Annotated in this window: 11 protein-coding genes; 1 reads left to right on the forward strand and 10 read right to left on the reverse strand. The window is 39.1% G+C overall.

Annotated elements, in window-relative coordinates; translation table 11 throughout:
- Positions 1–3 precede the first annotated feature (3 nt).
- Genes PCY10_RS07100 through PCY10_RS07110 form a run of 3 tightly spaced genes read right to left on the reverse strand, consistent with a single transcriptional unit; the run spans position 4 to position 4,532 of the window.
- The gene (locus PCY10_RS07100; RefSeq protein ID WP_125121680.1) at positions 4–1,860 is read right to left on the reverse strand and encodes a DUF2194 domain-containing protein; all 1,857 of its coding nucleotides are present in this window, start codon (positions 1,858–1,860) and stop codon (positions 4–6) included.
- Positions 1,848–2,747 carry a hypothetical protein gene (locus PCY10_RS07105; RefSeq protein WP_301558956.1) on the reverse strand — a complete coding sequence of 300 codons (900 nt, stop codon included), beginning with the start codon at positions 2,745–2,747 and terminating at the stop codon, positions 1,848–1,850. Before PCY10_RS07105 ends, PCY10_RS07100 begins: the two co-directional genes overlap by 13 nt.
- 3 nt (positions 2,748–2,750) lie before the next feature.
- Positions 2,751–4,532, reverse strand: a complete 1,782-nt coding sequence (locus PCY10_RS07110) for a hypothetical protein (RefSeq protein WP_021003215.1) — start codon at positions 4,530–4,532, stop codon at positions 2,751–2,753.
- A gap of 295 nt (positions 4,533–4,827) precedes the next feature.
- Between PCY10_RS07110 and def the strand changes: the two genes are divergently transcribed.
- Complete coding sequence (gene def / locus PCY10_RS07115; RefSeq protein WP_021003216.1) at positions 4,828–5,442, forward strand: peptide deformylase; 615 nt, start codon at positions 4,828–4,830, stop codon at positions 5,440–5,442.
- 61 nt (positions 5,443–5,503) lie between these two features.
- On the opposite strand, the gene PCY10_RS07120 is transcribed toward def, so the two are convergent.
- The 7 genes from PCY10_RS07120 to leuS all read right to left on the reverse strand — a co-directional run bounded on the left by PCY10_RS07120 (position 5,504) and on the right by leuS (position 19,981).
- A complete protein-coding gene (locus tag PCY10_RS07120; protein WP_003074255.1) occupies positions 5,504–5,734 on the reverse strand; it encodes a GlsB/YeaQ/YmgE family stress response membrane protein in 231 nt (76 codons plus the stop codon).
- An 82-nt stretch (positions 5,735–5,816) separates the two neighbouring features.
- The gene (locus PCY10_RS07125; RefSeq protein WP_021003217.1) at positions 5,817–7,058 is read right to left on the reverse strand and encodes an aminopeptidase; all 1,242 of its coding nucleotides are present in this window, start codon (positions 7,056–7,058) and stop codon (positions 5,817–5,819) included.
- Between the two features lie 44 nt (positions 7,059–7,102).
- Complete coding sequence (locus PCY10_RS07130) at positions 7,103–7,255, reverse strand: hypothetical protein (RefSeq protein ID WP_021003218.1); 153 nt, start codon at positions 7,253–7,255, stop codon at positions 7,103–7,105.
- Between the two features lie 19 nt (positions 7,256–7,274).
- Positions 7,275–11,669, reverse strand: a complete 4,395-nt coding sequence (locus PCY10_RS07135) for a PolC-type DNA polymerase III (RefSeq protein WP_021003219.1) — start codon at positions 11,667–11,669, stop codon at positions 7,275–7,277.
- Positions 11,670–11,952: 283 nt separating this feature from the next.
- A complete protein-coding gene (locus PCY10_RS07140) occupies positions 11,953–12,807 on the reverse strand; it encodes a 5'-nucleotidase, lipoprotein e(P4) family (RefSeq protein ID WP_003074238.1) in 855 nt (284 codons plus the stop codon).
- 188 nt (positions 12,808–12,995) lie between these two features.
- The gene (locus PCY10_RS07145; RefSeq protein WP_021003220.1) at positions 12,996–16,703 is read right to left on the reverse strand and encodes a pullulanase; all 3,708 of its coding nucleotides are present in this window, start codon (positions 16,701–16,703) and stop codon (positions 12,996–12,998) included.
- 776 nt (positions 16,704–17,479) lie between these two features.
- Entirely contained in the window at positions 17,480–19,981 is a 2,502-nt protein-coding gene (gene leuS / locus PCY10_RS07150) for a leucine--tRNA ligase (RefSeq protein WP_021003221.1), read from the reverse strand.
- Between the last annotated feature and the right edge of the window lie 99 nt (positions 19,982–20,080).

The following is a 20,080-nucleotide window of genomic DNA, read 5'->3' on the forward strand; positions in this document are numbered from 1 at the left end:
TTTTTACTTCAATTCAATTTCTATTTTTGCAGAAGTAGCATGTATTAAATAAAGATTTCCAGTTAAATGTTCTAATTTCCCACCAGTCACTTTTCCTGGCTTGCCTTCATTCAAACGAAGCATCACATAGGCATTATCATGGAAATTACCTAGAGTTAATTCCAAACCACTATCAGTTTTCTGTTGTTGAACACTTAAAATACCATAGCGTTGAATAGCGCCTGCCATTTCAGAACCCGTCAAATCTCTAATATTAGGTGCCATTTTATCAACCCATGCAATCTCATTAGTGAAATCTTTGTACAGTTTTTTCCAGCCTTGTTTTGCACCTCTATCTTCATCCATTACGTCATCTGGATGAAGAAAGTGAGTCAACACATAATGCATATTTAATTCTGAAAAAACAGTTAATTTAGAATAATTATCCCAAGATGCCCCTGAAACAATTCGCGGTTGTTCAATCAGGCCGTCGTCTGCTACTTCAAATTCTTGTGAATAGGTGAATTTTCCTGGGAAATAATTACTAGCAATACTTTTAATTTCTGGAAACTTCTCTCTCAAAACTTCTCTTCCTTCTTTTGAAAGGACATTTGAAGGTGGAATGTAAATGGACTTCTCCCCCTTTGGAAAGAGTGACTTCGTAAATCTCATCAACTCACGAATAGAAGCTTCCATTGCTTTTTTATTTTTCCAAGTTTTATAAGTTGGAAATTCATCTCCGTAATCAGTATCTTTAGGAGAAAGGGGTTGGTGGTTATACCCATGATAACTAAGCTCTCCACCATTTGCTAAAAGAGATTTTCCAAAGTACTTAAAGCGTTCTATATCTTTTTGCGCAGTTACATGACCTGATGTATCATCTTCATAATTCTCAATGACACCACCAGTGTATTTAATGCCGTACTTTTCAGATAACTTCAATAAATCTGGCCACCAAATATTCGTATAGAAATCAGCAATACTGGTATTGTAATCTCGTTTAATGTAGGTAGCATCACCTGCAGGTACAGGGGAAGGAAAATCGTCTAAATAGAACGTAGCACCATTGATAACAGGATAAGCTGTCGCATTCGTCAATAAGCTATAAGAAGCAGCATAAATACCGCGAACTGCTCTTTCATAAATTCCAAAGTTATCTACAACAAACTTTCCTTTGCCATATTTTTTCTCCCAAACAAGAGGAGTATGAGCCTTATTGTCTGTCCACGCATGAACCTTGGTATCTGATGAAAGCGAGACTGTCCAGGCTGATTCAAAACCGCCGTCAATTGGATAACTTTTTCCACCACCAATCATGAAATCTTTATCAATATAAATATTATTTACTATAGAGTTCTCATAATTGGAGCTTACCACGCCTAATTTTTTCTCAATAGACGCGGAAGTGTTGTCCTTAACTAGCGTCACTCCAAATAGAACATTCCCCCCTTGTTCAACCCAATCAACCATTTCCTGTATTTTTTTGCCCACGGTTTCTAAATCACTTAAAAGTACGATAACTTTTTTATAATTTGAAAAACTGGGAAGAGATTCTTTCGCAACATTAACTAATTGGTAGCCCTGCTTCATGTCCTTAAGAATCTGTGCAAATTGCTCTTTTGCACGTCTACTTGTATCATTATTTTCATCATAAAGAACAAGATTTTCTTTTGCTAAACTTTCAAAAACTGCTTTAGAAGTGGGAACATTTCCTTTTAGATATGTATTGTTATTTGTAGAAACCGTATAACGTTCTCCGCTTTTTTGAATCCACAAAACTGCAGCTAATAAAAGAAAGATGACCGCTACTATAATGGACTCCCTTGAATAAGCCAATACCTTTTTTTCTTTTTCATTCTTATCAGCCTTTAAAATTGCCAAAAAGCTAAATATTCTCGGTTCTCTTTTGAAATATAAATCGAGTTTTTTTCTATAGCTTTTATCAATTCTTTTATCCTTTCTCCTTGTTTCGTTTCATAATAATATTGTAGATATAACATATAAATTTCTTCGTGTTGTCCCCACTTTCTTGAAATCAAATCAAGATATTCCTTAACACGTATATAATGCTTAAGCAACAACTCATTTTTAATAAAATTCAGATAATCAGATAACTCTTCTTTTTGTTGAATCTTTTTTTCCAGAAGATCTGAGTAATCTTTTCTAAGTAGTTTTTCCAATCGTTTCGTTACAAGCCCTTTTTGTAAATAGCTTGCTAAAATAGTACAGTACTCTGCTAAAACTTGGAAATCATCAGGATTTTGATGATACCGTTTATTTAACTTTTGCAAACGGATATCATACTGTCTTGAGACTTCCGCAATAAGAGTCGTAGCGTAATGCACGACTTCTGTATCTTCATCTTTGCGGGCCAAAAATAACAATTCGGTAAATCGATCTGGAGTCCGACTAACCATTTCCATTATCATCCACCGTGCTGTTTCCTTATCTTGCAACAACAGCGCTTCTTCTAATGGGATGAGGTCTTCGACATTCTCATATGCATTTCCTAGCCCATTTTTATTTTCAACTCCACTTAGCTCTGTCCAAACATCCGCCTCTTGTGCAAGATGAGACACATTTGATGTATCGTCATGTCTAGATGGATTTATAAGCCACAGTAAAAGATAACCTAAAAATGGTATCGCAATGGGAAAGATGGTATAAAATAGGGGCAATTTAATTTTTTTAGAATTGAGCAAATAGTACGAATGGATACATAATGCCAAATCTAAAATCACACAGAATAGAGAAACAATAAACTCCATTTATCACCCTCCATATTTGATGCCATTAGGAGTAGTTCCTAAAACTGTAGTCTTTTTGAGGTTGACAAATGCTTGATGATAACCAGCTTTATCTAACATAGAAGCTGTTGCTCCACCAATCATTTGTAAGAAGTGCATACGCGAAAGAGATAAATGACTATAAGAAACATCCTCAATCCACAAAAGATAGCTTAACCCTGAAGCAGATTCTATTTTTAATGCATAAACTGGATAATCTGGAATCAAATTCTTATTGACCCAAACTTCATCATTTTTCAACTCTTCTGCTAATATCGGATACCTATTTAGGTTGAAGCCAGAAAACTCAGATAATGAATATATGTTGACACTATTTGTTTCCAGTTGTTCTGCAACAATTTTCTTTGTTTCATTTAAAACAGCTTCTACTGTTGGTTTATCTAATTGTTGAAAAATAGAAAACAGCTTGCTGGTACCAGTTTGATTACTTACAACTTGCTGAGCTAATTGTTCACGATCATAAACTGCATCCTCATATGAGATAGATAAAAATTCATTTCTATCATTTAGCAACTGATTTTCTTTTTCTAACATTTCTTTCTCATCTTGATATTTCATCTGGATAATACCACAAATAAGAGCAACAAACATGTAAGCTGCAAAGGTAATCCATCTGTCTGTATTATAAACGATTGATTGCCAATTCCCCCCAGCAAGAATAGTTGCTGCAAATAGACCAATTATAGAAAGGAAGCTTGCAAAAATTCCATAGATTGTTCCAAAAATCGTACTAACCAAGGTAATAAAAAGTAAACGGACATCCAGCATTTTCAATTGATTAAAACCGTTCAACATTGCGCTCAATACCTCAGACAAGAAAAAAGCAAGCAAAATCTCAGCTATCTTTTGGGAAGTCTTATGAGAACGCATCGTATATACAACTGCTTTTAAACGATTGAATTCCAGATGTTTCGACGCTTTATTTTCTTTAACAAAATCTTTATATAAATCTGCTAAATCGTCTAAAAGTGAATAATGAATAAACCAGCCATAACGGTGCCTTAAATTATCTTTATCTGTTGAGTGATAAAGGCAAGGTTCAGGCGATTTGGAATCAATCACTATTTTACTTTTAGAGAATGCCAGCTCTTCTAACTTTTCTGCAACATGCTGAAAAGTAATTTCAAACGGATTATAGATATTTAAAATTTCTGTCTGATCATCCCAACTATCAAAAATTTTGCTGATTAGCTCTGCTAAATCTTCTGAATTGATAAAATTCGCAATTTCATCCGGATGTTCTTCAATAGAAATAGCTCTATTTTCGTGAACTTTATCGAATAAACGATAAAAATAATCTTCTGGCAGTCTGGCAGAATATAAATAAGGACTACGGACTATTTTAAGAGATTGTCTATTCACCTTTACCCAATGCTGACAAAGGCTCTCCGCTGCTATTTCTAACTCTTGAGGACGGTTCAGCACCTCTGGTCCTGTTATATAAAGAATCTTCGAATAAACCAACCCCTTGACAACATTCAAAAAAGATTGCAATCTCTCTAATTCTCCTACTTGATGATTTTTATAAGTTAAAGAATTAGAGAAATAAAGAATGCGATCAAATCGATATGTTCTTAAAATTTCTTCCATATCAGTTTTCTCTGCTTCAGAGAAGACTGTTAACTTCAATTTTTTTGAATTTTTTAAATGTGTCTCTCCTAAGAGATAAACCATATCTTTTGGAAAGGCTTCCTGTATAAACTCTTCGGTCACATACCCTGTATTTCCAAATAGTAGAGTTTTCAATTTTTTCTCCTTTACAAAATGTATTATTAATTTCAAAATAATATTGAATAAGTAATACTATTTTATACATCCAATTACTCATCATACCTGTTTTTACTTAAAATAGCAAGTATATCCTACTATTTTTTTGATAATTTATTTCTTTATATCTACACACGTTCTTTACATTACTATTGATTGTCCGATTTGCTTGTTTCCTTTCTTCTTTCTTTCTCCTTTGTTTTGTGTTATATTTATCATATAAAAAAGAATTTTATTTAGAATAAATATCCAATTTTAAAACAAAGGAGAGATTATGTCTGTTATTGAAAAATTAACAAAACCAGCTCATTCAATTGATATGAATGACATCATTCGTGAAGGGAATCCAACGCTGCGAGCAGTAGCAGAAGATGTCACCTTTCCACTTACAGATCAAGAAATTATCTTAGGCGAAAAAATGCTCCAATTTTTGAGAAATTCACAAGATCCAGTCACTGCTGAAAAGATGGGACTCCGGGGTGGAGTTGGTCTAGCTGCACCACAACTAGATTTGTCCAAACGTATTATTGCCGTTTTGGTTCCAAACCTGCCAGACAAAGAAGGAAATCCCCCTAAAGAAGCCTATGCTCTACAAACCGTTATGTATAATGCTAAAGTAGTGGCGCATTCCGTTCAAGATGCAGCGCTGGCTGAAGGCGAGGGTTGCCTGTCCGTTGACCGCGAAGTTCCGGGCTATGTTGTTCGTCATGCACGAGTCACCGTTGACTATTTTGACAAGGATGGCAAAAAACACCGAATCAAACTAAAAGGATACAATAGCATTGTCGTACAACACGAAATTGATCATACCAATGGCATTATGTTCTACGACCGCATCAACGAAAAAGACCCGTTTGCAGTGACAGATGGCATGTTGGTGATTGAGTAAATAGCTTGTACATCATTATCAAAAATACCTAGATAGTCTTTATCTAGGTATTTTTTCTATTCTAACTATCCCGTCTCCAAAAAATAGCCAAGAGAATAACAGCACCCAGGACTGATGGAACAATAGCCGTATCAGCAAGCATTGGCCCCCAATGACCAAAAAGAAATTGACCAATCAAGGATCCAAACCAGCCCAAGAGGATTTTTCCGAGACAGCCCATGCTCTCTCCACGATTGGTGATTGCAGCAGCAATCAGTCCAACAATGAAACCAACAAACATACTACCAATCATATATGCTCCTTCTTTCTATGTTTCTAGCAAGGCTTCTCAAGAATGTCATTATTGAAATCGCCATTCAAAGCAACTTGAAATCTTAGATTGCCCAGTCTCCATTACGGAAGATAGGAACTCGGCTGCCGTCTTCACGGATACCGTCAATATCCATCTGGCTAGAACCAATCATAAAATCCACATGGACATCCGAGCGGTTGAGACCTACAGCTGCCAACTCTTCTTCAGAGAAATTCTCTCCGCCAACTACACTAGTAGCATAAGCTGCACCGATCGCCAAGTGGTTAGAAGCATTCTCATCAAAGAGAGTATTGAAGAAGGTAATGCCTGACTGGGAAATCGGGCTTGGATCTGGTACCAAGGCACATTCACCTAAAGCACGCGCACCAGCATTTTCAAAGACAAGGTCCTTCATAACCTGATCGCCCTTTTCAGCAGTAATGTCCACAATCTGGCCGTCCTTGAAGGTCACCTTGATACCTTCTATGATATTGCCATTATAGCTAAGAGGCTTGGTGCTAGTTACATAACCATCAGCCCGGCGGAAGTCTGGTGCTGTAAAGACCTCTTCTGTCGGCATATTTGGCAAGAATCTTTCGCCTTGTGCATTAACTGCACCAGCTGATTCCCAGTGATGGTTCTTAGGCAAGCCCAATGTCAAGTCAGTCCCAGGAGCTGTGTAGTGCAGAGCAGAAAATTGCTCCTCATTTAAAATCTTAGCTTTTGAGCTGAGTTTTTCTTCATGAGCCTGCCAAGCTGCAACTGGATCATCCTCATAGACACGGCAGGTTTTGAAAATCTGATCCCAGAGCAAGTCTACCGCTTCCTCATCACTAACTGCATCTGGAAAGACCTTCTTAGCCCATTCTGTACCAGCTGCTGCAGCGACTGTCCAGCTGACTTTATTGGATTGGGTTGCAATTCGCATCGGCTTCATAGCTATCCCCATAGCCTTAGCAGAAGCCGATAATTTCTCGGCATCCACGCCATTCAAAGCACCTGGGTCCGATGAACTAACACCCAAGCGGCTGGCTTTCTTTTCAAGGAGATAGTTCATCTCAGCCACCTTATAGCCAGGGATGTTGTCCAAGCGGTCCATCGGCGCATGGAGGAATTTCTCACGTGTACTCAAATCATCCGCCCACTGGACGATGACCTCGTGAGCTCCCAGAGCATAGGCTTCCTTGACAATCAAGTGAGCCAGCTCACGCTGCTCCACATCAATATTGAGCGCCACCGTGTGACCCGGCTGCACATTAATACCATTGGCAACCAATAGTTTAGCGTATTTTTCTAAGTTTTCTTTAAAATTTGGCAGAACCATTCTACTTCTCCTTTTCTAACCATTCTACTTCTCCTTTTCTTTTGTTATTTTTCTTTAAATAAGGACAGCAGGCTAACCGCTGCCACCGTACCGCAAATCAAAGTGGTCATTTTCAAAATCGTATCTGGGTCAAGATCCAGCTGGTAATCAAACACTTTTTGCGCTGGCTTATCTTGAGCGGAAATGGTAAGTTTCATAAAAACCTCTTTCTATATTTTAGAAAAACTCATCAAACAGACTCAACTGGTTGTCCTCGGGCATATTGCCCAGAATGCCCATGTCGTCCATTTTTTCGACTAGGGTGCTAGAGAGACCGCCACGTTTGCGGAGTTCTGCCTTAGAGAGGAATTCGCCTTCTTCCCGCGCTCTGACCACTTGGCGGGCAACGTTGTCACCCAGACCATCCATAGCAGAGAAAGGTGGGATAAGGGTATCTCCTTCGATGAGAAACTCAGTCGCATGGCTCTTATAGAGATCCAGCTTCCCGAACTTGAAGCCACGCTCCAGCATTTCATTGACGATTTCCAGAGTCGTATAAAGGTCAATTTCTACATTGGAGGCGTCATTATTCTTGCGCTTTTCAGCAATTTCGCTCATCCGGCGCTTGACAGCATCAAGTCCGCCACTCATGGTCTTAATTTCAAAAGCTTTGGCCCGAATGGAGAAGTAGGCACAGTAGTAATAAATCGGATGATGCACCTTGAAATAGGCCACCCGTAAGGCCATCATAACATAGGCTGCTGCATGGGCCTTGGGGAACATGTACTTGATTTTTCCACATGACTCAATGTACCATTCTGGTACATTATTTTCTTTCATAGCAGCAATGTAAGCATTTCTTTCTTCGTCAGAAATTTTGAGCCACATGCCTTTCCGCACCCGTTCCATAATCGTAAAGGCCATTTTAGGCTCTAAGCCCTTATGCATGAGGTAAACCATGATGTCGTCCCGACAACCAATAACAGTAGACAGGTCGGCAATCCCCTGCTTAATCAAATCTTGTGCATTTCCCAGCCATACGTCGGTACCGTGAGACAAGCCTGATAATTGAAGTAATTCTGCGAAAGTTGTTGGGTGAGTTTCATCCACCATGCCCCGTACAAAGTTGGTTCCAAATTCCGGAATCCCTAGCATACCAGTTGACGTACCGATTTGCTCCTGAGTCACACCCAGGATGTCTGTCCCAGAAAAGAGGGCCATGACGCCAGCATCATCCATAGGAATATCATTGGGATCAATTCCTGACAAATCCTGTAACTTCCGAATCATAGTTGGATCATCATGACCAAGTACATCTAGTTTTAGGACATTCTCATCAATATCGTGGAAGTTAAAGTGGGTTGTTTGCCATTCAGCAGTCAAGTCATCCGCTGGGTATTGAACTGGTGTAAAATCATAGACATCCATATAGTTTGGAATAACCACAATTCCCCCTGGGTGTTGTCCAGTCGTTCGTTTAACTCCGGCAGCTCCCTGAGCCAGACGCTCAACTTCGGCATCCCGATAGAGCTTCCCGTAGTCGCGCTCGTAGCCCTTGACAAAACCATAGGCCGTTTTAGCAGCAACTGTACCAACAGTACCAGCCCGAAAAGCATATTCCTCCCCAAAAATGTCTCGAACGTCTAAGTGGGCACTAGGCTGATCCTCTCCAGAGAAGTTCAAGTCAATATCAGGGACCTTGTCCCCATCAAATCCAAGGAAGGTCTCGAAAGGAATATCCTGGCCATTCTTGCTCAGCTTGTGGCCGCATTTTGGACAGTCCTTATCTGGCATATCAAAGCCAGAACCATAGGAGCCATCCGTGATGAACTCGCTGTATTGACATTTGCCACAGACATAGTGAGGCGACAAAGGATTGACCTCAGTAATCCCAATCATGGTCGCCACAAAACTGGAGCCAACTGAACCACGCGAACCAACTAAATAGCCTCGTTTATTAGAACGCTGTACAAGCATTTGTGAAGCCAAATAAATCACGGCAAAACCATTCCCTAAAATAGAGGATAATTCCCGTTCAATTCGATGATCTACAATATCTGGTAGTGGATTACCATAGATTTCAAAAGCCTTTGCATAAGTCAACTCAGCGACTTTTTCTTCAGATTTATCAATAAATGGTGTATAGAGGTCCCCTTTTACCACTTCAATTGGTTCAAAGGTTAACGCCAACTGATTGGGATTCTCAATGACCACTTGTCGAGCTAGTTCATCACCTAAAAAAGCGAATTCATCCAGCATTTCATTGGTTGTACGGAAATGTGCTTTGGGAAGCGGAGCTGGTTGAGCATTTTCACCGTGACCTATGGTCCGGTTAATCACGGCACCTTGTCCCAAACTCCTAACGATAATCTCCCGATAAATTTCTTCCTCAGGCTCAATATAATGCACATCTCCGGTAGCCAGAACTGGTTTGTCTAGTCGTTTTCCAACTTCAATCAAATTCTTGATGATTGTGTGCAGCTCCTCCATATCCTTAACCTGCTCTTTGGCAATCAATGGAGCATAAATCGCTGGAGGCATGATTTCGATAAAGTCATAATATTTCGCTACTTCGACAGCTGCATCCAGGCCCTGTGAAACAACCGCATCAAACACTTCTCCTTCTGAACAAGCAGTTCCTAGAACCAAGCCTTCTCGATGCGCATCCAAAACCGTTCGCGGAATCCGTGGTACACCTTCAAAATATTTAGTATTGGACAGACTGACCAATTTGAAAATATTCTTCAACCCTGTTTGATTTTTCACATAAATCGTAGCGTGTTTCACTCGTGCTTTTTTATAGGAATTTTCATCCACCAAATCCGTATTCAACTTATTAAGATTGGTAATTCCACGCTTTTCTGCTACATCTCTGATGAAGATAAATAGCAGTCGGCCTGTTGCTTCCGCATCGTAATTGGCCATGTGGTGATGGTCAAGCGATACTTGAAAACGCTTAGTCAGAGGCCCCAAACCATGCCGCTTGTATTCTGGATAGAGGTTGCGGGCAAATTCCAGCGTGTCAATGACTGGTTGGGTGATTTTCGGCAAGCCATGACGCTCATAGTTAACATTCATAAAGCCCACGTCAAAGGTAGCATTATGGGCGACAAGTACCGTATCTTTGCAAAATTCCTGAAATTCCTGTAAAACTTGCTCAAGTGGTTTCGCATTTTTAACATGTTCATCTGTAATTCCCGTCAAATCTGTCGTAAACGCACTCAAAGGGTGTCCTGGATTAATAAATTCGTCAAATTCCGCGATGACATTGCCCTTGTACATCTTGCTGGCTGCTACCTGAATCAAATCATTATAAATAGCAGACAAACCAGTCGTTTCTACGTCAAAGACAACATAAGTGGCTTCTCCCAACTCCATATCTATTTCATTGTAAGTAATGGGCACACGATCTTCAACAATATTGGCTTCCATGCCATAAATCAACTGAATCTCGGCTTTTTTAGCAGCTTTATAACCATGAGGAAAACTCTGCACATTGCCGTGGTCAGTAATCGCAACTGCTTTATGCCCCCACTTCGCAGCTGTCGCAATCAAATCTTCGACTTCTGGTAGGGCATCCATAGTTGACATATTGGTATGCGCGTGAAATTCAATCCGTTTCTCACCTTCAGGCATGAGATCTTTACGGTCATAATGCACCACTTCCTGTACATCTTGTACATTCATAGTCAAATCATGCGTGAAGTTATTCATTTCAATATTTCCACGTACACGCAACCATGAATTTTTCTTAATCATGTCATATTTCTTAGCTTCTTCTTCATTTTTAAACCATTTCTGAAGCGCAAAGCTAGAAGTATAATCGGTCATCTTAAAATTAATGAGTACGCGCCCTGTGCGAGTAACCTTTTTTTCAAGATCGAAAACCATTCCTTCAAAGACAATCCGATTTTCCTCAGTCTGAATGGCATTCATCTGCGTGATTTCAGCTTTATCCAATTTTGGTCGTGCAGTAGCTTTTTTCGCTTGAAAACCAGAGTAACTTGTCTTTTCTTCAACAGGTGGAGCTGCCATTTTCTGCAGCGCTTCTATGGCTTTTAGAGCTTCATCATTCGCTGCTTGTACAATCTTTTCTTTCTCAGCTTGGAAAGTTTCGACTTGCTGCTGTGTTAAAGCATCGCTTGCCTTAACCTGACATTGAAACTGTGGAAAACCAAACTTGACCAACTGTTTTGCCAAATTTGGCAAATGAATCTTCTGAAAATGAGCCGTATCAATACTTGAAGGGCCTTCAATCACTAGTTGATTTCCTTCAGCATGCACCTTCAACCCTTGATACATACTGCGAAATCCCTGACTAGTACAAGGACCTTCTGTAAAAGCTTCTTGATAATAAGCCTGCAATAGCTCATCTGTGAAATCTTTGTTTATTGTCCTTATCTCAAAAACTGCTTGATTCCCCGTTTTAGAAAATTCTTCCTTCAAGCACTTTTTCAATTCTTGAAATATGTCAATCGGCAAAATTTCTTCAAAAGAAAAATGAAATTCCCAGATATGGCTGACTTTATGCACCAGAACTTGCTCAATTTCTGCATGTAAAAAGGCACTTGATTGTCTCATATCAAGTGGCATATTGATTTGATTCATTAAAATTTCAAACGTTGATGACATCTTTTTCCCTCGCCTTGTAATGACACTATTTTACCATAAAACAAAGGATTTTTCGATTAAAAAATAAAGAATCCCCTTTGTCTTTTCATTAGTGTAAACCATTTTTATTTTAAGTCACATCTTGCTAGCTAGCTTAAGAGTAAGCATCTGGAAAATATAAGCATCTTTACTATAATAAAATTAGCAAATCTTAGTCCACTTTTTCATACATTCACAAAGCACAAGCTAAAAGACAAAGAAAAAACAGAATGCCCTTATTTGGACATTCTGTTTTTTCTTTTTATTATTTATAACCTTGCAACGCTTTTTGGCGTTCTTCAATTTGGCCTTTCGCATCTAATTTTTTGCCTTTATAAACTGTGCTTTCCCATGAACCGTACATTGGATTTGGGAAGATAATGAATTTTTCGCCAAATTCTTTCTTTAATTCTTCCAATTTCTTGCCACGTTCATCAGCTGATGTCTTTGAGAAATCTGCAAAGTCAACCAGATTATCTCCTAGCAACATAACCAGATTCGTTTTTTCCTGAACTTTTTGACGGCGACCTTCTTTTGATTTCACGCCTTTTTCTAAAAACATCAAATGATCTTTCCCTTGTACAGGAATACCTTCTTTTTCTAAGTTCTTAATCGTTGCATCTACTTGATTTGCCGCACGGTCAGAAATATAGTAGATTTGAACACCATTTTGATGAGCATATTGAAGAAATTCTTTCGCACCAGGAACAGCTTTAGCTGAAGCTTTCTGTACCCAAGCATCCCAATTTTTAGGATTAAAAGCTGTGCCGTCTTTGACATTTTGAGCTTGATAAGGGCTATTGTCTAAGACCGTTTCATCTAAGTCAAGAACGATTGAATATGGCTTATCTGTCGGTTTTTGCAGCAATTCTTTCAGACGGTTCGTTGCGACATTATAACCTTGCAAATACAGGGCTTTGGCTTCATCAGATTTTTGATACCAAAGTGTGCCCATGGTATTTTCTCTTGAACGCAATTGATCATGCGTCATGGTGACTTTATTGTCAGATGTGTTACTTTGCGTAGTTTTATTATCGGCTGCTTTTGTTCCACAACTAGTCAATAAAATAACTGAAGCAAGAGCTGAAAAAATTGTGATTGTGGCTTTAGATGATTTCATAAAACCCATCCTCCTAATATTAATCTATCAAAATTATAGCGCTTTCAGAAAAACATTTCAAGTTTTCTAATCAAATATACAGACGAAAAATAGATTGGCAAAAAAGATTCGGCAAATCCATCTGAGGCTAGCAACTGCAGAGAGATTAGAAGTCTTACAGCCGACATAGCTTCCGTCCTATGAAAGTTCTATTTCTTTTTCTTAAGAATACATACACCTGATAAAAGCAAGACAATTCCTGTAAAAATGCCAATCATTGAAACCGTTGTTCCCGTAGACGGCAAGAACTTATCTGATTTTGCTCTTGCTATTTGCTGTTGCTGGATCTTCTCAGTTGAAGTCTCTCTCTGTGTTGAAGAAGGCGCCGCTTGCCCAGAATCTTCTTTTGGTCTAGAAAGTCCGCTTTGATGTTTATCTTCCCCGTTTGGTTTTTCTTGATTTGGTTTACTCTTTTTTTGAATGCGCAAGATTGTGGCTGTCAATGGTGCTAATGAGACACCGTCTGCTCCTAAGTTCACACCTACTGGATTAGAGATAGCTGCTACCCCTGCTGTATTAGCATCTGCTACAATTTCTGCCTGCGCTAAATGCTTATACCCTTCACCAAAATTAAATTTCCGTTCCTTACTATCTGCGTTAATAAGGACAGCATAAATATCTCCATTTGAAGCTACAACTTGATAGCCAAGGATAAGATCTTCTTTCCCAACACCGTCTTTACCTGACTGTGTAATGAGAGTTACATTTTGATCGACTTCAGCTTTCGTCTTGCGTGTGAAGGCATCCGTTGATTTTCGTAGGGCAATCAAACCTTTCATATAGGCCCGACTCTTGGCATTTTCAGGATATTTTCCAGAATCAGTCGCCTTAGTCCAATCAAAATGATTGACTGCATCACTAGAATCATAGGAATCATGAATGAAGTATGGGTACTCAAACGGTGTTCCGTCTGCATTGGTCAATAGATGTGACTTATTCGGTACCTTATCATCAGGTACAGGGTATTTATAAGCTGGATCCCGGAATTGTTTTGTCCGCCCATATTCTTGTCCAGAATGAATGAAAGGCGTACCTTGCGAAGTTAGAACCATCATATTGCCTAGGCGCAAACGACGATGAATCTCTTGATTATTTGCAGGCACCGCAGGATCTTTCTTGATCGACTGGGCAATGATATCAAAGAGTGTCAAATTATCATGCGCAGCAATGTATTGAATCACATCTCCTGGGCTATCCGCCTCAAAATTGGTTGGCTGTGCCTTGATATTTTTAAAAACACTTTCTACATTGCGTTTGCCACCAGTAATAAAGGCAGGTGCTCCTTCATTCGGATAACCAGATTTCAAGGTGTTGCGAATATCATCTGAGAAGACACCAACGGTATCAGTGGATTTCATCCAAGATTGATCCGCAGGCTGGACTGGCTTATTTTCATCCCCTGTATACGTCTTCCAACCTTCCCCCAGCATCACTAGATTTGGATTTAATTTTTTCGCTTCTTCATAGGCTTTTTGGATAGACTCTGCATCATGATCCCCCATCATATCAAAACGGAAACCATCTACCTTGTATTCACTAGTCAAATATTTAATCGAATCTACTAAAACACGACGGCTCATGTAGTGTGTTGTCCCCAAGCGGCCACCACCAAAGCTAGTTCTCGGTGTACCATCCGCATCCATAAAGTGATAGTAATTTGGCTCTAAATCTTCAAAAATAGAAGTCTTGGCAGTATGATTATAGACCACATCCATGATGACACCCATACCACGCTTATGAATTTCATTGACAAGATTTTTAAATTCTTCAATACGCTTAGCTGGATCTTTCGGATTTGTTGAATACATTCCTGTTAATGAAAAATAGTTTTGTGGATCATAACCCCAGTTGTAATTGCTGTTGCTGGAAGCGTACTTGTCCATGCGCTCAGCATTTTTCAATTCATTGACAAAGTAATAACTCAGGACTGGCAGGAGTTGAATGTGGGTCACTCCCAAGTCTTTCAAATAATCCAATTTCTCAATAAAAGCTGAGAAAGTCCCAAATTGAGATTTCAAATCCTTTGAAATAGCTGGATCTGAGGTAAAATCACGAACGTGTGTCTCATAAATCAAAGCATCTTCCCGCTTCTTAAAGTTAGGAATCTTAGCATAGGTCAGATCTTTTGGACCATATTCACTTGGCTCGACAAAGGCTGCTTTGGCAATCTTGTAGGACTCGCCTTTTTCTGCATCTTCACTATTCCACGCTGCCAAAGATTTGGCATAAGGATCTAGTGCGAGAACTTTTTTACCCCCGCGAGTAATTTCATAATGATAGAAATAACCACGGTAATCCTTGATTCCTAGATTTGTTTGTGGTGTCAATGTTCCCTTCCAAGTACCAGCTTCCCCTTTTGTCATCGCTACTTTGCCAACAACCTTGTTCTGATCGTTTTTATCGTAAATCACCAAATCTACTTGATCTGCACTTGGTGACCAGAAGGTTACATCCACTTGTTTGCCCGCTTGAGAAACACGCGCTCCCAATTCACCATCATACTTATAAATACTATCCTTCAGCTGCCAATTCATGCTGGTTGTAAATTGGTCATTACCATACTTTATCGTATAAGGCGCTTGCGCTTGTCCAAAATCGCCAACAATTTTAGCTTTTTTATTCTTAACATCAAGTATCACATCCTTAATCGCTACTTCTTTCTTATTTTTGTCTGTAATCTTTAGATTTTTTAAAATATCTTCTTTTTTAGCATTTTCAAGAGTTGAAAAAGTTGCTTCAACCTCTGTCAAGCCGATATGTTGTGCTCCTGTCATACGAATATCATTAACAAAATAAGGATTCGTATAAATGTTTGGATCTGCATCACGAAGGAAAATTTGACTATTTTTCTTCAAATTTGTCAAATTATAATCCTGGGGTTGAATCTTCACATCATCTCCTGATTTGTTTTCATCTAAAAGTAAAAATCCAATCGTTTTTGCAGCATCTTTTAAGGGAACATCTACATAACGACCATATTTCCCAGTCTTTTCAAAATCCACTCCGTCAGGCCAATTTTTACTAGGGTTTTCTACATCTCCCCAAAGCCAAAGCGATTTCTTGTCATACTTACCATCAGTACGATAATAGTTAATACGTACCACCCCCTCTTTTAGGGGCTCATAAGGATGAGGATTGTAGTCTTTATCAAACCAGACTTCATTCATATTAGGGCTCAGCAATTCAATCGTCTTATCTCCAGTCAGATTTGTACCTGCTGTATTATTGATTAAGAGACTAATTTTGCTACGCTTTTCAGCCATTTTCACATCAAGATAATAGCCATAATCGTCTTTTTTGGCTGTTGAAAAGCTCGTTGCCCCTGTCGGCCAGCTGCCTTTTTGACTAGAAGGTGTTTCTACATCATCCCAAGTCCACAAACCAAGACTAGCTAAATTATCTGACGGAAGTGTCTTAAAGTGCAAACGGATATTACCTTCTGCAATTTTATCTTCTGATTTCGTCTCTACAACAGGAGTTGCTTTTTCAGCAGAATTTGCAACAGCATCTTCTTTCTTTTCAGTGGATTCTTTTTTTGCTGATGGACTTGTTGTAGCAGCGTTCGTCGTTGAACTTGGACTATTTTCTTGCACAAAACGCGCTGGTGTCAAATCTAGTTTGTCTGATGCGTCTTCTCTAGTTGAAGCTATATGTGATGAATTGGCAACACTAGCTAATGTGGAAGACAAGCTGCTGTTTTCTACACTGTGAGTTTCATCTGCTTGCGCTAATACATTTCCTGCTAAAAAGACACTAGCAAAAATAGCAATGGACGCTACCCCTATTTTCCATCTACGAATTACAAAATGCTGACGCTTTTCATTTGTTCGAGATTGTAGATGATAAACTTTCTTCATAAAAAGAAAACTCCTTTATTTTTTAGCTTACATAAACATTTTATTATCTGTGCAAACGTTTTCTGTAGATATTATATACATTTGTCGATAAAATGTAAAGGGTTTCATGTAAAAAGTTCTCTATTTTTTTGATAAAAATTAAATTTATTTTCCATTTAATCTAGGAAACTGTCCAAGTGCAAATAGAATTATATTAGTTTTATGTAAGTCTCTCTTATCTGCAGCCCTCATCCTGTCACTAGTGTAAGTAAAATAAGACGCTCTACAAAATACCTCTTTGCTTGCCTTTTTGATTTCAACAGGGCCAATAGTTCTCTTTATTCATTAATATCGTGTGTTTCAAAATAATCTGAGTTAACAATAAACAAATCCGCTGATGACCATCTTATTATAATCTTTTAGTAGCGAAATGAGCTGGACGACCATTTTAGTCTATCATCTTGAAATAATAAAATAATAGGCAGTGATCCGTAATCTCAAAGCAGTACTTTTAGGTTACAGATAAAACTGACGAAGCCAATAAAAAACCATATGGTATTCTTGATGCAAACTGCATTTCTTTATCTGCAACTTTAAACAGTAATAAAAGATAAACGAAATAACAATATAACTCATTGAAAGCTGTCTAGTAACCAAAATCTACAATTTCAATGATCTTTTAGCTTTTCTCAATGGCCTATATGGAAAAACTGTGTAAGCAGAAGAACAATACTACACATCCAGCAAGAACAGCAAAAAGGATTCTGAATGATATCAGAACCCTTTCTTCTTTCTATTTATTTCACCACAATATTGACCAACTTATTAGGTACAACGATTACCTTAACAACTTGCTTACCCTCCACTTCGGACTGAATTTTGTCGTTAGCAAGAGCAAGTTTTTCAAGATCCTCACGGCTTGAATCTTTTGGTACGACAAGTTTTGCACGAACTTTACCTTTGATTTGAACAACAATTTCTACATCGTTTTCAACCAACTTAGCTTCGTCCCACGTTGGCCAAAGAACATATGAAATTGATTCACCAGATTGTGTCAATGTTTGCCACAATTCTTCTGAAAGGTGTGGCGCAAATGGTGCTAATAATTGTATAAAACCTTTAGCGTAGTCAGCAAAGAGTTTGTCTTCTTTGTTTGCAGCATTAATGAAAACCATTAATTGAGCGATAGCCGTGTTGAATTTCATGGCTTCAAGTTGTTCTGTAACGGCTTTGACAGTTTCATTATAAACTTTATCCAAGTTGCCATTATTTTCAGCCACAATTTCTTTTGTTGTCAACAAACGATAAACACGGTCGAGGAATTTACGTGAGCCTTCAAGACCTTCTTCAGACCATGCGATTGAGGCATCAAGCGGTCCCATAAACATTTCGTAAACGCGAAGAGTATCTGCACCATACTGCTCCACTACATCATCTGGATTAACAACATTCTTCAAAGATTTAGACATCTTAGCTGGAGCTTGTTCCAAGTCTTCACCTGTTTCGATACTGAAGAAAGAACCGTCACGTTTTTCAACTTTATCTGTCGCTACAAGGGCGCCACGGTGGTCACGATAGCTTGTTCCCAAAATCATCCCTTGGTTAAAAAGTTTTTGGAAGGGTTCTTTAGTTGGAACAACACCAAGGTCATATAGAACTTTGTGCCAAAAGCGTGCATAGAGCAGGTGAAGCACGGCATGTTCAGCACCACCAATGTAAATATCAACTGGTAGCCATGCCTTAAGCAGTTCTTCATCAGCCAATTTTTCCGTATTGTGTGGGTCAATGTAGCGCAGATAATACCAGCTTGAACCTGCCCATTGCGGCATGGTGTTCGTTTCACGACGGCCTTTGACACCATCTTCACGCGTAACTTCCAGCCAGTCTGTCAAGTTAGCAAGTGGACTTTCACCTGTTCCTGAAGGTTTGATGTCTTTTGTTACTGGCAATACAAGTGGTAGTTGATCTTCTGGAACAGCTGTTGTTGTGCCATCTTCCCAATGAATGATTGGGATTGGTTCCCCCCAATAACGTTGACGTGAGAAAAGCCAGTCACGCAAACGGTAAGTGACTTTCTTATTACCAACACCTTCTGCTTCAAGCCATGAAACCATTTTGTCAATAGCTTGAGCTTTATCGAGGCCATCTAGGAAGCCAGAGTTGATGTGAAGACCGTCTTCTGTATAGGCTGCTTCCTCAACATTTCCACCTTCGAGAACTGGAATAATTTCTAAATCGAATTGCTTTGCAAATTCCCAGTCGCGGTCATCATGCGCAGGAACTGCCATAATAGCTCCCGTCCCATAGCTAGCAAGCACATAATCGGCAATCCAGATTGGAATTTCCTTACCATTAACTGGGTTAATGGCATAGCTACCAGTCCAGACACCTGTTTTTTCTTTGGCAAGATCTGTACGAGCGAGGTCAGATTTAAGGCTAGCCGCACGTTTATAAGCAGCAACGGCTTGAGCTTGTTCAGGACTGGTAATAGCATCAACAAGAGCATGTTCTGGTGCTAGAACAGCATAGGTAGCACCGAAAAGTGTATCTGGACGAGTTGTAAATACGGTGAAATCTTTGTCTGTATCTTTGACTTTAAAAGTCACGTTAGCACCAGTTGATTTACCAATCCAGTTCCGTTGCATATCTTTGATAGATTCTGGCCAATCAAGGTCATCTAGATCTTCCAAGAGGCGTTCAGCATAAGCTGTGATTTTAAGCATCCATTGACGCATTGGTTTACGAACAACTGGATAACCACCACGTTCAGATGTACCGTCGGGAAGCACTTCTTCGTTAGCAATAGCCGTTCCTAGTTCTTCAACCCAGTTAACTGGCACTTCAGCTTCGTATGCCAAACCTTTTTCATACAATTTTGTAAAAATCCACTGCGTCCACTTATAGTAGTTAGGATCTGTTGTGTTAATTTCGCGATCCCAATCATATGAGAAACCAAGGCTATTGATTTGACGTTTAAAGTTAGCAATGTTTTTAGCTGTAAATTCAGCTGGGTCATTTCCTGTATCCATTGCGTATTGTTCTGCTGGAAGTCCAAAAGCATCCCACCCCATTGGATGAAGGACATTATAGCCTTGTGCACGTTTGAAACGACTGAGAATATCTGTCGCTGTGTAGCCCTCAGGATGCCCCACATGAAGACCAGCCCCAGACGGGTAAGGAAACATATCTAACGCATAAAATTTAGGTTTTGATACAACCGTCCCAGTCTTAAACGTATGATTCTCCGCCCAATATTTCTGCCATTTTTTTTCAATTGATTTATGATTATAAAAAGTCATTGATGTACTCCAATTTTATGATGTTATTATTATACCATTTTCAAAGGATTTTGAAAGGTATAATTAGGAAAAGTCTACTTCTCCGTTCTCAAACAAAAA

The sequence above is a fragment of the Streptococcus sp. SI1 genome (genome assembly GCF_030439945.1).
GTDB lineage: Bacteria > Bacillota > Bacilli > Lactobacillales > Streptococcaceae > Streptococcus > Streptococcus intermedius.

Bases quoted from the DNA above. Each gene is read 5' to 3' on its own strand.
- PCY10_RS07105 (WP_301558956.1), bottom strand. From the start codon at position 2,747: ATGGAGTTTATTGTTTCTCTATTCTGTGTGATTTTAGATTTGGCATTA.
- def (WP_021003216.1), top strand. From the start codon at position 4,828: ATGTCTGTTATTGAAAAATTAACAAAACCAGCTCATTCAATTGATATG.
- PCY10_RS07120 (WP_003074255.1), bottom strand. From the start codon at position 5,734: ATGATTGGTAGTATGTTTGTTGGTTTCATTGTTGGACTGATTGCTGCT.
- PCY10_RS07125 (WP_021003217.1), bottom strand. From the start codon at position 7,058: ATGGTTCTGCCAAATTTTAAAGAAAACTTAGAAAAATACGCTAAACTA.
- PCY10_RS07130 (WP_021003218.1), bottom strand. From the start codon at position 7,255: ATGAAACTTACCATTTCCGCTCAAGATAAGCCAGCGCAAAAAGTGTTT.
- PCY10_RS07135 (WP_021003219.1), bottom strand. From the start codon at position 11,669: ATGTCATCAACGTTTGAAATTTTAATGAATCAAATCAATATGCCACTT.
- PCY10_RS07140 (WP_003074238.1), bottom strand. From the start codon at position 12,807: ATGAAATCATCTAAAGCCACAATCACAATTTTTTCAGCTCTTGCTTCA.
- PCY10_RS07145 (WP_021003220.1), bottom strand. From the start codon at position 16,703: ATGAAGAAAGTTTATCATCTACAATCTCGAACAAATGAAAAGCGTCAG.
- leuS (WP_021003221.1), bottom strand. From the start codon at position 19,981: ATGACTTTTTATAATCATAAATCAATTGAAAAAAAATGGCAGAAATAT.